The sequence below is a fragment of the Bradyrhizobium sp. 63_E2_N1_3 genome (assembly GCF_052076005.1).
Taxonomy (GTDB): Bacteria; Pseudomonadota; Alphaproteobacteria; order Rhizobiales; family Xanthobacteraceae; genus Bradyrhizobium; species Bradyrhizobium barranii.
Genome location: NZ_CP197235.1, coordinates 630,080 through 643,304 on the forward strand (window position 1 = coordinate 630,080; position 13,225 = coordinate 643,304).

Consider the following 13,225-nt stretch of genomic DNA (forward strand, 5'->3'; position numbering starts at 1 on the left):
CGCGCCCTAATACGCCTCTTTCGCGTCGGCCTCTTCGCTGGTCTGGATCAGGTCGAGGCTCTGTTCGATCTTGCCGAGCAGGGCCGACAGTTGCTTGCGCTCCTGCGCAGAGAGGCAGGCGAGGATCTCGTCTTCCCGCCGCAGCAATTGCGGGAACAGCTCTTCGTACAGCGCGCGACCCTTCTTCGTCAGTTGCAGGCGGAATTCGCGGCGGTCGGCTTCGTTCTCGACCCGCTCGATCAGCCCCTGGTGCAGCAGCGCGGTCACGGCGCGGCTGATGGTGGATTTGTGCGTGCGGGTGCATTGCGAGATGTACTGCGCGCTACAGGCATCGTTGCGGAAGCCGAGCGTGGCGATCACGCGCCAGGCCGGAATGTCGAGGCCGTGACGCTCCTGATATTCGACCGCAAGCGCGGAACTCACCTCGGCGGCCAGCCGGTTGAGGCGGAACGGCACGAATTTGAACAAATCGAGCCGCGCATTCGGCCGCAATGAAGCCTCGTCGGCCTCACGTGCCTTCAGCGCGATGTCGCTGGATGTCCTCGCCAAGGCTTGCGCTCCGAATTCCAGTTGACGGCCGGCCGGCTCCGGTCCAAAATAGTTGCACGTGAGACTATCTAGCAGATCAGTCCTCTCTTGACCAGAGCCGAGGTTAGCGCATGGCGCAGGCCAATACGCAGCAGGCCAAAACCCAGTTCGGCTATCGCCGCCATCCCGACCAGGATCGTCCCGGCCAGAGTGCGGCCGAGCATCCCGTGGTGGTCGTCGGCGCGGGGCCGGTGGGGCTGTCGCTCGCGATCGACCTTGCCCAGCGCGGCCAGCGCGTCGTCCTTCTGGATGATGCCGACCGGATCGGCGAAGGCTCGCGCGCGATCTGCTTCTCCAAGCGGTCGCTCGAATATTGGGATCGGCTCGGCGTCGGCGACCGCATGGTCGAGAAGGGCGTGGTGTGGAGCGTCGGCCGCATCTTCCATGGCGAGTCGCAGCTTTACCAGTTCAACCTGTTGCCCGAGGACGGTCACAAGCGGCCGGCCTTCATCAATCTCCAGCAATATTACGCCGAGGCCTATCTGGTCGATCGCATCAGCGATCTCTCTGAGATCGATCTGCGCTGGCGCAACAAGGTGACGGCGCTTGAACAGCGCAACGATTCCGTCGCGCTGACGATCGAGACGCCGGAGGGCGCCTATCGCCTGCACGCGCAATATGTCGTCGCCTGCGACGGCGCGCGCTCGTCGCTGCGGCAGATGGTCGGCGCCGAGTTCGCGGGACAGGTGTTCGAGGACCAGTTCCTGATCGCCGACGTCAAGATGACCGCGGAGTTCCCGACCGAGCGCTGGTTCTGGTTCGATCCGCCGTTTCATGCCGGCCGCTCCGCGCTGCTGCACCGTCAGCCCGACGACGTCTGGCGCATCGATCTCCAGCTCAATCGCTATGCCGATCCCGTCGTCGAGAAGAAGCCGGAGAACGTGCGGCCGCGGATCGCGCGCATGCTCGGTCACGACAAGTTCGAGTTCGAGTGGATCTCGCTCTACAAATTCCAGTGCCGGAGGATGGATCGCTTCCTCCACGGCCGGGTGATTTTTGCGGGCGATTCCGCGCATCAGGTCTCGCCCTTCGGTGCGCGCGGTGCCAATTCCGGGCTAGAGGACGCCGAGAATCTGTCCTGGAAGCTCGATCGTGTGTTGCGCGGCACCTCGCCGGCGAGCCTGCTCGAGAGCTACCATGTCGAGCGGAGTCTCGCGGCCGACGAGAACATCCGCGAATCGACCCGCTCGACCGATTTCATGGCGCCGAACTCGCACCAGGAGGCGCGGCTGTGCAAGGCAGTGCTGTCGCTGGCTAAGGAGACCGAATTCGGCAAGCGCATGGTCAATGGCGGGCGGCTCTCGGTGCCGTGCAGCTACGACTCGCCGCTGTCATCGCCCGACGCGGAGGCGTGGCGCGGCGGACCGTTGCCCGGCTGTTCCATGCTCGACGCGCCCGTTGGCGAGCAGGCCTATCTGACCGATGCATTCCGCCGGGGTGGAACGGACTTCACCTTGCTGTCGTTCAGCAATGGCGCGGCGGTCGATGCGCCCGATGGTGTCAAGGATATCCGCATTGGTGGCGAGGGCGGGCTTGCCGATCCCTCGGGCCTTGTCGCAAAGCGCTATGACGCCGCGCCTGATACAGCCTATCTGCTCAGGCCCGACGGCTACGTTGCGGCCCGCTTCCGCCATCCGACGCGTGCGGCGATCGCGGCCGCGTTGTCGCGGGCCCAAGGCTTGAATTGAGGATTCGCATGCCGCTTTCAACCAGCTCCAACTTCGCGCGGCCCGACGATGCCTTTCGTGCCATCGTCGAGGCGCACCGCGGCTTCACGGACGAGCAGAGCGCCGATTTCGACGCGGCACTGGTCCTGATCCTCGCCAACCATATCGGCGACATCGACGTGTTGCGGGAAGCGATCGTGCTCGCGAAGCGGCGCATGACCGACGGCCAGCAGCAACAACAGCAACAACAATAACCCCAAGACCTGAGGACGAATTGATGGCGAAGAACTTCGCATCCACCGGCGATCTCTCCGAGAAGAAGATCACCTTCTCAGAGATCGGCACCGATCTCTATGCCTTCACCGCGGAGGGCGATCCGAACACCGCGATCATCGTCGGTGACGACGGCTGCCTGGTGTTCGACGCGCAGTCGACGCCGGCGATGGCCAACAAGGTGATCGAGCGCGTCCGCACCGTCACCGACAAGCCGATCAAATATGTCGTGCTGTCGCACTATCACGCCGTGCGCGTGCTGGGCGCCTCCGCCTACAAGGCGCAGGGCATCGTGGCCTCGCAGGAGACCTATCGCCTCATCGAGGAACGCGGCCAGCAGGATTGGGATTCCGAATATGGCCGCTTCCCGCGGCTGTTCCAGGATGCCGCGAGCATTCCAGGCCTGACCTGGCCGACGCTCACGTTCGAAGGCGAGATGTCGATCTATCTGGGCAAGCGCGAGGTGCGCCTGATGCAGTTGGGCGCAGGCCACACCTCCGGCGACATCGTCGCCTGGGTGCCGGATGCCGAAGTGATGTTCTCCGGCGACCTCATCGAATATCACTCGGCCTGCTATTGCGGTGACGCGCATTTGCGCGAATGGCCGCTGACGCTGAACGAGATCCGCAACTTCAATCCCAAGGCGATCGCGCCGGGCCGCGGCGATGCGCTGAAGGGCACGGCCACGGTGCGCGAAGCCATCGCGATGACGCGTGACTTCGTTACCTCGCTCTATGGCGCGGCCGAAATTTCGGTCGCCAGGGGGCGTACGCTGAAGGAATCGATGGCGGCGACGCGCGAAGTCATGGATCCGAAGTTCCACAGCTTCGCCATCTACGAGCACTGCCTGCCGTTCAACGTGTCGCGCGCCTATGACGAGGCGTCGGGGATCGACGACCCCGTGATCTGGACCGACAAGCGCGACCAGGAAATGTGGGCCGCCCTGCAAGGAGGAGGATAGTCATGAACGTCAACACCTCGCCTGATCAGATCATCCGGAGCTCGGCGCAGGTCACGCCGGGCTACATGTCCGGCTTCGGCAACAGCTTCGAGACCGAGGCGCTGCCGGGCGCGCTGCCGATCGGGCGCAACTCGCCGCAGCGCTGCGCTTACGGGCTCTACGCCGAGCAGCTCTCCGGCTCACCCTTCACCGCGCCGCGTGGCACCAATGAGCGCTCCTGGCTCTATCGCATCCGCCCCTCGGTGAAGCATTCCGGCCGCTTCGAGAAGGCCGATGCCGGCCTGTGGCGCTCGGCGCCCTGCCATGAATACGATCTGCCGATCGCGCAGCTGCGCTGGGACCCGGCGCCGATCCCGAAGGAGGACATGACCTTCCTCCAGGGCGTGCAGACCATGACGACGGCTGGTGATGTCAACACGCAGGCCGGCATGGCCGCGCATGTCTATCTCATCACCAAGTCGATGGTGGATCAGCATTTCTACAATGCCGACGGCGAACTGATGTTCGTGCTCCAGCAGGGCAATCTGCGCGTCGTCACCGAATTCGGCCGTATCGACGCCGAGCCCGGCGAGATCGTGGTGATCCCGCGCGGCGTCAAATTCCGCGTCGAGATTCCGAACGGTCCTGCGCGCGGCTATCTCTGCGAAAACTACGGCGGCGCCTTCACGCTGCCGGAGCGCGGGCCGATCGGCGCCAATTGCCTCGCCAACGCGCGCGACTTCCTCACCCCGGTCGCGTATTACGAGGACAAGGACACGCCGACCGAGCTCTACGTGAAATGGGGCGGCTCGCTGTTCAAGACCACGCTGCCGCATTCGCCAATCGACGTTGTCGCCTGGCACGGCAATTACGCGCCCTATAAATACGATCTGCGCACCTTCTCTCCCGTAGGCGCGATCGGGTTCGATCACCCCGATCCCTCGATCTTCACGGTGCTGACCTCGCCGTCGGAGACCGCGGGCACCGCGAACATCGACTTCGTGATCTTCCCCGAGCGCTGGATGGTGGCCGACAACACCTTCCGTCCGCCGTGGTACCACATGAACATCATGAGCGAGTTCATGGGCCTGATCTACGGCGTCTACGACGCCAAGCCGCAGGGTTTTGTCCCGGGCGGCATCTCACTCCACAATTGCATGCTGCCGCACGGTCCCGACCGCGATGCCTTCGAGCACGCCAGCAACGGCGAGCTGAAACCGGTCAAGCTGACCGGCACCATGGCCTTCATGTTCGAGACCCGCTACCCGCAGCGCGTGACAGCGCATGCCGCGAAGTCGTCGACGCTGCAGGACAATTACGCGGACTGCTGGACGGGCCTGGAGAAGCGATTCGATCCGAACAAGCCGTAGTCTTGCTTACCCTCCCCTGGAGGGGGAGGGTCGCTACGCATGCAGCGAAGCGGAATGCGTAGCGGGGTGGGGTGATGGTCTCTCCGCAAGGAACACTGCCCGTGTTGAGAGATCACCCCTCCCCGTCTCATATTTCGCTGCGCTCAATATGAGCCGACCCTCCCCCTCCAGGGGAGGGTGACAGAAGTTCAGCACCAGAATTCGTATGGCAGGAAACATGCCCCACCCCAACGACCCCAGCCTCCGATCCTTCATCGAGGTCGATCCCGCCTCCGACTTCCCGATCCAGAACCTGCCCTATGGCGTGTTCTCGACCTCGGCCAATCCGACGCCGCGCGTCGGTGTCGCGATCGGCAACTACGTGTTCGATCTCTGGGCGCTCGAGCAGGATTGCCGGCTTGATGTCGGGCCGCTCGGCGTATTCTCCGCGCCCTCGCTCAATCCGTTCATGGCGCTCGGACCGAAGGTCTGGACGAAGACACGCGCGCGGATCAGCGAGCTGCTGCGTCATGATCATCCGGAGCTGCGTGACAATGAGGAGCTGCGCAAGCAGGCCCTGGTGCCGATGCGCGATGCAAAATTGCATCTGCCGTTCGCAGTGTCCGGCTATACCGATTTCTATTCGTCGAAGGAGCACGCCACCAATGTCGGCGTGATGTTCCGCGGCAAGGACAACGCGCTGCAGCCGAACTGGCTGCACATGCCGATCGCCTATAATGGTCGCGCCTCGACCGTCGTGGTCTCCGGAACGAAGGTGAAGCGGCCGCGCGGCCAGCTGAAGCCGCCGAATGTCGAGGTGCCGAGCTTCGGGCCGTGCAAGCGGCTCGATTTCGAGCTGGAGATGGGCGTCGTGGTCGGCCAGCCCTCTGCCATGGGCGGCATGCTGACCGAGCAACAGGCCGAGGAGATGATCTTCGGTTTCGTGCTGCTCAACGACTGGAGCGCGCGCGACATCCAGCAATGGGAATATGTGCCGCTCGGGCCGTTCCTGGCAAAAGCGTTCGCGACCTCGATCAGCCCGTGGGTGGTGACGCGCGAGGCGCTGGAGCCGTTCCGGCTGAAGGGGCCGGAGCAGGAGCCGGTGCCGCTGGACTATCTCAAGCAGGCGAAGCCGCAGAACTATGATCTCGAGCTCGACGTCTCCTTGCACGCGGCCGGCGCCAATGCGCCCGCCGGCATCAGCCGCACCAATTTCAAATACATGTACTGGTCCTCGGTGCAGCAGCTCATGCATCACGCCTCCAGTGGCTGTGCGATGAATGTGGGCGATCTCCTTGGGTCCGGCACCATCTCCGGCCCGGAGAAGAACCAGCGCGGCAGCCTATTGGAGATCAGCTGGAACGGCACCGAGCCGGTGGAATTGCCCGGCGGCATCAAGCGGTCGTTTTTGGAAGACGGCGACAGCCTCGTCATGCGCGGCTGGTGCCAGGGCAATGGCTACCGGGTCGGGTTCGGAGAGGTCGAGGGGACGATTTTGGCGGCGGAGTAGCCGCGCGTTCCGGTGTCGTAGGGTGGGCAAAGCGAAGCGTGCCCACCATCACGATCGCGCTTGCGGAGACGTGGTGGGCACGGCGCAAGGGCGCCTTTGCCCACCCTACGAAGTCACCGCCTCTCCGGCGGCACGTCCCTGACCCGCGCGCAATGCGCCGCGACATCCTCCATGCTGTACTTCAAATGCACCCGCTTGTCGGACGGCACGTGTTTGGTGACGCACACGCCCGGCCGCCATTCCTGCGTCGGCCTGATCGGGCGCGGCGCAAAGCCGCCGCCGCAATTCGGGCAGACGTTGGAGAGTTTCGTCTCCACGCAATCCGCACAGAACGTGCATTCATAGGAGCAGATCCGCGCGTCCGTTGCATCAGGCGGCAGGTCGCGGTCGCAATATTCGCAGTTCGGTCGAAGCTGGAGGGCCATGGCAGAATCTCCGCAGATTGGCTTGATCATCGCAGACGGCGCGTGAAGCGCGAATGCCGTAGTTCCCTCGATTTCAGCCAGCCTTCAAATCCTTCAGCGGCAGCCGCGAGCTTTCCTTGAGCCTGTCGAGCACGATCGAGGAGCGCACATGCGCCACGCTCTGGTGCGGCATCAGCACGTCGTTGACGAGATTGGAGAGACCCTTGAGGTCGCGCAGCACGGCTTTGAGCACGTAATCGGCGTCGCCCGTCAGCGAATAAGCTTCCTGGATCTCGTCGATGCGGTTGACCAAGGCGCGGAAGCGTTTCGAATTGTCCGGCGAGTGGGTCGCGAGCCCCACCTGGATAAAGGCGATCACGCCGAAGCCCAGCGCTTCGCTGGAGAGATCGGCGTGATAGCCCGAGATCACCTTCTCCTCCTCCAGCCGCATCCGCCGCCGCGAGCATTGCGAGGCCGAGAGACCCGCGAGATCGGCGAGCTCCTGGTTGGTGAGGCGGCCGTCGTCCTGGAGCGCGCCCAGGATCTTGAGGTCGAAGGCGTCTACGGAGATCATGCGTCATTTATCCATTTCATGCACGGATCGTGCATATGATAGCCAAAACGCGTCCCGTTTGCACGCTCATTGCACGCCCGGTGAAGGATAGTTCATGGCAGCAGCAATTGGAGAGCACCATGGGTCCGTTTCCGCACGATGCACCGCCGGCCACCGTCACCGCCGACAATCCGATGGGCACCGACGGGTTCGAGTTCGTCGAATATGCGCATCCCAATCCGGAAGAGCTGCACGCGTTGTTCAAGCTGATGGGTTATGCGCCCGTCGCCCGCCACAAGAGCAAGAAGATCACGGTCTACCGCCAGGGCGACATCAACTATCTCGTCAACGAGGAGCCCGGCACCCACGGCTTCGACTTCGTCGCCGCGCACGGCCCCTGCGCGCCGTCGATGGCGTTTCGCGTGGTCGATGCGAAGGCGGCCTATGACCGTGCGATCGCGCTCGGCGCCGAACCTGCCGATGTGTCGTCGGTGCAGAAGACGCTTGATGTGCCCGCGATCAAGGGCATCGGCGGCAGCCTGCTCTATTTCGTCGATTGCTACGGCGCCAAGGGCTCGGCTTACGATGCCGAGTTCGAGTGGTTGGGGGCACGCGATCCCAAGCCGGTCGGTGCCGGCCTGTTCTATCTCGATCACCTCACCCACAACGTCCATCGCGGCCGCATGGATGTGTGGACGGGCTTCTACCAAAAGCTGTTCAACTTCCGCCAGATCCGCTTCTTCGACATCGAGGGTCGCGCCTCCGGCCTGTTCTCGCGCGCGCTGACCAGCCCCGACGGCAAGATCCGGATTCCGATCAACGAGGACGCCGGCGATTCCGGCCAGATCGAGGAATATCTCAATATCTATCGCGGCGAGGGCATCCAGCACATCGCCTGCGGCTGCCGCGATATCCACGCCACCATCGAAGGCCTGCGCGAAGCCGGCCTGCCGTTCATGCCGTCGCCGCCCGAGACCTATTTCGAGCGGATCGACGCGCGCCTGCCGAAGCACGGCGAGGACGTCGCGCGGCTCCAGACCAACGGCATTCTGATCGATGGTGAGGGCGTGGTCGATGGCGGCCAGACCAAGGTGCTGCTGCAGATCTTCTCCGCCAACGCGATCGGCCCGATCTTCTTCGAGTTCATCCAGCGCAAAGGCGACGACGGCTTTGGCGAGGGCAACTTCAAGGCCCTGTTCGAGTCGATCGAGGAGGACCAGATCCGGCGCGGCGTGTTGAAGGTGGATACGGCGGCGTAGGTCGCTGCGTTCGGGCACACTGCCGTGGTGGGCAAAGCGCAAGCGTGCCCACTACTTCTATCAGAATTGCGGAGCGGTGGTGGGCTCGGCGCTTCGCGCCTTTGCCCACCCTACGCGATCTTTGCCGAGGCTAGATCTACCTCTTCCACGCAGCCATCACCGCACCAATCTCCGCGCCCTCCGGCTCCCGCACCGCCGACGGCGTGCGTGAGAACCGCGGCGCGGGCGCGGGCTGCTTCACGCCGTGGCGCTCGAGGAAGACGTTGCGGGCGACCATGTGCGGATGCTCGGTCGCTTCCGACATGGTGAGCACCGGCGCGAAGCAGATGTCGGTGCCTTCCATGATCTTGCACCAGTCCTCGCGGGTCTTGCTCCTAAACACGGCCTGCAACTTCTGCTTCAGCGCGGGCCAGGCCTTGGGGTTCATCTGCGCGTCGAAGTCGGCATCGGTCAGGCCCGCGTGCTCGCGCAGCAGCGCGTAGAACTGCGGTTCGATCGAGCCGATCGAGACGAAGTGCCCGCAGGCACATTCATAGACGCCGTAGAAATGTGCGCCGCCGTCGAGGAAGTTCTGGTTGCGCCCCTCGCTCCAGCGGCCGATCGTCTTCATGTCGAAGAAGAACGACATCAGCGATGCCGCGCCGTCGCACATCGCGGCGTCCACGACCTGGCCCTTGCCGGACCTTTGCGCTTCGAGGAGGGCGGCGAGCACGCCGACGACGAGATAGAGTGCACCGCCGCCGAAATCGCCGACCAAATTGAGCGGCGGCACCGGGGCTTCCTTGGTGCCGATCGCGGCCAGCGCGCCGGTGATCGAGATGTAATTGATGTCATGGCCGGCGGCGTTGGCCAGCGGGCCTTCCTGGCCCCAGCCGGTCATGCGGCCGTAGACGAGTTTGGGATTGCGCGCGAGCACGACGTCGGGCCCGAGCCCAAGCCGTTCCATCACGCCGGGACGAAAGCCCTCGACCAGCGCGTCGGCGCTGGCAAGCAGGTCGAGCACCTCTGCGATCGCCGCCTTGTCCTTGAGGTCGAGCTCGATCACCTTGCGGCCGCGGCCCGCGACCGACTTCATGCTCTTCTTCGCACCGACGCGATCGAGCGTGACGACATCGGCGCCCATGTCAGCCAGCATCATGCAGGCGAATGGGCCGGGTCCGATGCCGGCGAATTCGACGACACGGAAGCCCGAAAGCGGGCCGGAGGTGCGGACGGAGGAGGTGGGCGCTGGTTTATCGAGCACGCTGTTGTTTCCTCGGGTCACCGGCGAATGCCGGTGGTCCGGCAATCGCCTTAGACGTTCCTCTTTGGGGACGAGTTAATTGGCTGATTAACTTTTCTCGCCTACATGTCCGCGTGGCAAGCGGTTTTCATGCATGGGCGCATAATAAAAAGCGGCGCGCATTGCTGCGCGCCGCGGAAGATTTGTGTTGAGGCGCTAAGGCGCGACGCGCTGTCGCGCTTTAGCGACTCGGTCAGCCCGCGGCGGCCACCGCGCGCTGCGCCATCACCTTGACGAGGTTGGCGCGGTATTCCGCGGTCCCGTGGATATCGGCCAGCAATCCGCTCGCCGGAATGCTGACATTGTCGAGCGCCGACGGCGACCAGTTCGCCTTCAGCGCGGCTTCGATCGCGGGCACCCGCATCACGCCGCTCTGCGAGGCGCCGGTGGCGGCAACACGGATCTCGCCCGACTTCGTCTGCGCGACGAACACGGCAGTCAGCGCGAAGCGTGAGGCCGGGTGCCGCATTTTTTCGTAGCCTGCCTTCGCCGGCACCGGGAACGACACCGCGGTGATGATCTCGCCGTCTTCCAGCGCCGTCGTGAACAGGCCCTGGAAGAAGTCCTCGGCCGAGATCGACCGCTTGTTGGTCTTGACGGTGGCACCGAGCGCCAGCAGCGCGGCCGGATAATCCGCGGCGGGATCGTTGTTGGCAATCGAGCCGCCGATCGTGCCGCGATAACGCACGGCGGGATCGCCGAGCACCGAGGTGAGATAGGCGATCGCGGGGATCGCCTTCTTCACGTCGGCATTCTGCATGATGTCGAAATAGGTCGTGCCGGCCTTGATGGTCAGCACGTCGCCCGAGAGCTCGACGCCCTGCAGCTCCTTGATCTTGCCGAGATCGATCACGTCGGACGGGCTGGCGAGCCGCTGCTTCATGACCGGCAGCAAGGTCTGGCCGCCGGCGAGGAATTTCGCCTCACTGCTCTTGCCGAACAGGGCGACGGCCTCGTCGACCGAGGAGGGGCGATGATAAGTGGTCTGGTACATCTTGTTGCTCCTCTCAGGCCGCGTGGATCGTGCGCCACACCCGGTCCGGGGTTGCGGGCATTTCCAGATTGTTCTTGCCGATCGCATCCGTGATCGCGTTGATCACGGCCGCAGAGGCGCCGATCGCGCCGGCCTCACCGCAGCCCTTGATGCCCAGGGGATTGCCCGGGCACAGCGTCGTGGTGTGGGAGAGGTTGAACGAGGGCAGGTCGTCGGCGCGCGGCATGGAGTAGTCCATGAACGAGGCCGTGACGGGCTGGCCGTTGGCATCGTAGATGGCGTGCTCGAGCAGCGCCTGCCCGATGCCCTGGGCAAGGCCGCCATGGACCTGTCCCTCGACGATCATCGGGTTGATCAGCCGGCCGAAATCGTCGGCCGCGACGAAGTTGACGAAGGAGGTCTTGCCGGTGCCGGGATCGACCTCGAGCTCGCAGATGTAGGCGCCGGCCGGGAAGGTGAAGTTGGTCGGATCGTAGAAGGCGCTTTCCTTCAGGCCCGGCTCCATCCCGTCAGGCAGATTGTGCGCGGTGTAGGCCGCGAGCGCGACCATCGGGAAGGCGATCGCCTTGTCCGTGCCGGCCACCTTGAACTCGCCGTTCTCGATGACGATGTCGCCCTCGGACGCTTCGAGCGCATGCGCCGCGATCTTCTTGGCCTTGGACTCCATCTTCTCCATGGCCTTCAGGATCGCGGTGAGACCGACGGCCGCCGAGCGCGAGCCGTAGGTGCCCATGCCGAACTGCACCTTGTCGGTGTCGCCATGGACGATCGAGACCTGGCTGATGGGAACGCCCAAGCGTTCCGCAACGAGCTGGCAGAACGTGGTCTCGTGACCCTGGCCGTGGCTGTGCGAGCCCGTCAGGATCTCGATGGTGCCGACCGGGTTGACCCGCACTTCGGCGGATTCCCACAGACCAACGCCGGCGCCGAGGCTACCGACGGCCTTCGACGGCGCGATGCCGCAGGCCTCGATGTAGCAGGACACGCCGATGCCGCGCAGCTTGCCGTCCGCCTTCGCCTTGGCCTTGCGGGCTGCGAAGCCGGCATAGTCGATCGCCTTCATCGCGGCATCGAGCGAGGCATTAAAATCACCGGTGTCATAGGCCATGATCACAGGCGTCTGGTGCGGGAACTGGGTGATGAAGTTGCTCCGGCGCAGTGCTGCCGGATCGACCTTGAGCTGCCGCGCCGCCGTCTCCATCAGCCGCTCGATCAAATAGCTCGCCTCGGGGCGGCCTGCGCCGCGATAGGCGTCGACCGGCGTGGTGTTGGTGTAGACCCCGACCACCTCGGCATGGATCGCCGGGATGTTGTACTGGCCCGACAGCAGCGTCGCGTAGAGATAGGTCGGGACCGACGAGGAGAACAGCGACATGTAGGCGCCGAAATTGGCGTAGGTCTTCACCTTCAAGCCGGTGATCTTGTTGTTGGCATCGAACGCCATTTCGGCATGGGTCACATGGTCACGGCCATGCGCATCGGTGAGGAAGGCCTCGGTGCGGTCGCCGGTCCATTTTACTGGACGGCCGACCTTCTTCGAGGCCCACAGCGCCACCATCTCCTCGGGATAGATGAAGATTTTTGAGCCGAAGCCGCCGCCGACGTCGGGGGCGATCACGCGCAGCTTGTGCTCGGGGGCGATGTTGTAGAACGCCGAGAGCACGAGGCGGGCGACGTGCGGGTTCTGCGAGGTCGTATAGAGCGTGAAGTGCTCTTCCGCCGCGTCATAGTCGGCGATCGCCGCGCGCGGCTCCATCGCGTTCGGGGCGAGGCGGTTGTTGGTGACGTCGAGCTTGACCACATTGGCGGCCTTGGCGAAGGCGGCATCCGTCGCGCCCTCGTCGCCGATCACCCAGTCATAGACCTGGTTGCCGGGGGCTTCGGGGTGAAGCTGGGCTGCGCCGGCCTTGATCGCGGCATGGATATCGGCGACTGCCGGCAGCTCTTCATAATCCACGACCACGGCTTCGGCCGCGTCGCGCGCGAGGTTCTTGCTGTCGGCGATCACGACCGCGACGGCCTGACCGACGAAGCGCACGGTTTCCGGCGCCATCGCCGGCCATGCGCCCATCTTCATCGGGCTGCCGTCCTTGGAGGTGATGGCCCAGCCGCAGATGAGATTGCCGACCTTGTCGTCGACGATCTGCTGTCCCGTGAGCACGGCGACCACGCCCGGCATGTTGAGCGCGGCGGATGAATCGATCTTCTTCACCTTGGCATGCGCATGCGGGCTTCTGATGAAATGGGCATGGGTCATGCCCTGCAATTTGATGTCGTCGACGTAACGGCCTTTGCCGGTAATGAAACGCTTGTCTTCCTTGCGCACGACGCGCGCGCCGATGCCTTCAACACCCATGTCTGGTCCTCCCGACCGGAAGTTTCTTTGACTGCGCTTTCCCTCGAAAG

At 64.3% G+C, this 13,225-nt stretch carries 12 protein-coding genes; 6 read left to right on the forward strand and 6 right to left on the reverse strand.

The window, feature by feature from the left end:
• Positions 1–6: 6 nt before the first annotated feature.
• A complete protein-coding gene (locus AB7531_RS02965) occupies positions 7–549 on the reverse strand; it encodes a MarR family winged helix-turn-helix transcriptional regulator (RefSeq protein WP_063980499.1) in 543 nt (180 codons plus the stop codon).
• 110 nt (positions 550–659) lie between these two features.
• On the opposite strand from AB7531_RS02965, the gene AB7531_RS02970 reads away from it, so the two are divergent.
• The 5 genes from AB7531_RS02970 (at position 660) to fahA (ending at position 6,327) form a co-directional block, all read left to right on the forward strand.
• On the forward strand, positions 660–2,276 hold the full coding sequence (locus AB7531_RS02970) for an FAD-dependent oxidoreductase (protein WP_441279880.1): 1,617 nt from the start codon (positions 660–662) through the stop codon (positions 2,274–2,276).
• A gap of 8 nt (positions 2,277–2,284) precedes the next feature.
• The gene (locus AB7531_RS02975; protein WP_014490505.1) at positions 2,285–2,509 is read left to right on the forward strand and encodes a DUF2783 domain-containing protein; all 225 of its coding nucleotides are present in this window, start codon (positions 2,285–2,287) and stop codon (positions 2,507–2,509) included.
• Between the two features lie 23 nt (positions 2,510–2,532).
• A complete protein-coding gene (locus AB7531_RS02980; RefSeq protein ID WP_014490504.1) occupies positions 2,533–3,489 on the forward strand; it encodes an MBL fold metallo-hydrolase in 957 nt (318 codons plus the stop codon).
• A 2-nt stretch (positions 3,490–3,491) separates the two neighbouring features.
• On the forward strand, positions 3,492–4,838 hold the full coding sequence (hmgA, locus tag AB7531_RS02985) for a homogentisate 1,2-dioxygenase (RefSeq protein ID WP_063980501.1): 1,347 nt from the start codon (positions 3,492–3,494) through the stop codon (positions 4,836–4,838).
• Positions 4,839–5,055: 217 nt separating this feature from the next.
• Positions 5,056–6,327, forward strand: a complete 1,272-nt coding sequence (fahA, locus tag AB7531_RS02990) for a fumarylacetoacetase (protein WP_063986005.1) — start codon at positions 5,056–5,058, stop codon at positions 6,325–6,327.
• Between the two features lie 113 nt (positions 6,328–6,440).
• Here the strand turns inward: fahA and AB7531_RS02995 are convergent, their stop codons facing one another.
• The gene (locus AB7531_RS02995) at positions 6,441–6,752 is read right to left on the reverse strand and encodes a DUF1272 domain-containing protein (protein ID WP_441279881.1); all 312 of its coding nucleotides are present in this window, start codon (positions 6,750–6,752) and stop codon (positions 6,441–6,443) included.
• A 73-nt stretch (positions 6,753–6,825) separates the two neighbouring features.
• The gene (locus AB7531_RS03000; RefSeq protein ID WP_038959069.1) at positions 6,826–7,305 is read right to left on the reverse strand and encodes an Lrp/AsnC family transcriptional regulator; all 480 of its coding nucleotides are present in this window, start codon (positions 7,303–7,305) and stop codon (positions 6,826–6,828) included.
• 119 nt (positions 7,306–7,424) lie between these two features.
• Between AB7531_RS03000 and hppD the strand changes: the two genes are divergently transcribed.
• Positions 7,425–8,543, forward strand: coding sequence for a 4-hydroxyphenylpyruvate dioxygenase (gene hppD, locus AB7531_RS03005; RefSeq protein WP_231143779.1), 1,119 nt, complete (start codon positions 7,425–7,427; stop codon positions 8,541–8,543).
• Between the two features lie 136 nt (positions 8,544–8,679).
• Here hppD and AB7531_RS03010 read toward each other — a convergent pair whose 3' ends face one another.
• The 3 genes from AB7531_RS03010 to AB7531_RS03020 form a co-directional block, all read right to left on the reverse strand.
• A complete protein-coding gene (locus AB7531_RS03010; protein WP_063986007.1) occupies positions 8,680–9,786 on the reverse strand; it encodes a CaiB/BaiF CoA transferase family protein in 1,107 nt (368 codons plus the stop codon).
• A gap of 232 nt (positions 9,787–10,018) precedes the next feature.
• Positions 10,019–10,819: an FAD binding domain-containing protein gene (locus AB7531_RS03015; protein WP_028149283.1), complete on the reverse strand. Its 801-nt coding sequence runs from the start codon at positions 10,817–10,819 to the stop codon at positions 10,019–10,021.
• 13 nt (positions 10,820–10,832) lie between these two features.
• On the reverse strand, positions 10,833–13,175 hold the full coding sequence (locus AB7531_RS03020; protein ID WP_063980503.1) for a xanthine dehydrogenase family protein molybdopterin-binding subunit: 2,343 nt from the start codon (positions 13,173–13,175) through the stop codon (positions 10,833–10,835).
• Between the last annotated feature and the right edge of the window lie 50 nt (positions 13,176–13,225).

Coding starts and splice junctions, on each gene's coding strand:
- AB7531_RS02970 (WP_441279880.1), top strand. CDS start 660: ATGGCGCAGGCCAATACGCAGCAGGCCAAAACCCAGTTCGGCTATCGC.
- AB7531_RS02975 (WP_014490505.1), top strand. CDS start 2,285: ATGCCGCTTTCAACCAGCTCCAACTTCGCGCGGCCCGACGATGCCTTT.
- AB7531_RS02980 (WP_014490504.1), top strand. CDS start 2,533: ATGGCGAAGAACTTCGCATCCACCGGCGATCTCTCCGAGAAGAAGATC.
- hmgA (WP_063980501.1), top strand. CDS start 3,492: ATGAACGTCAACACCTCGCCTGATCAGATCATCCGGAGCTCGGCGCAG.
- fahA (WP_063986005.1), top strand. CDS start 5,056: ATGCCCCACCCCAACGACCCCAGCCTCCGATCCTTCATCGAGGTCGAT.
- AB7531_RS02995 (WP_441279881.1), bottom strand. CDS start 6,752: ATGGCCCTCCAGCTTCGACCGAACTGCGAATATTGCGACCGCGACCTG.
- AB7531_RS03000 (WP_038959069.1), bottom strand. CDS start 7,305: ATGATCTCCGTAGACGCCTTCGACCTCAAGATCCTGGGCGCGCTCCAG.
- hppD (WP_231143779.1), top strand. CDS start 7,425: ATGGGTCCGTTTCCGCACGATGCACCGCCGGCCACCGTCACCGCCGAC.
- AB7531_RS03015 (WP_028149283.1), bottom strand. CDS start 10,819: ATGTACCAGACCACTTATCATCGCCCCTCCTCGGTCGACGAGGCCGTC.
- AB7531_RS03020 (WP_063980503.1), bottom strand. CDS start 13,175: ATGGGTGTTGAAGGCATCGGCGCGCGCGTCGTGCGCAAGGAAGACAAG.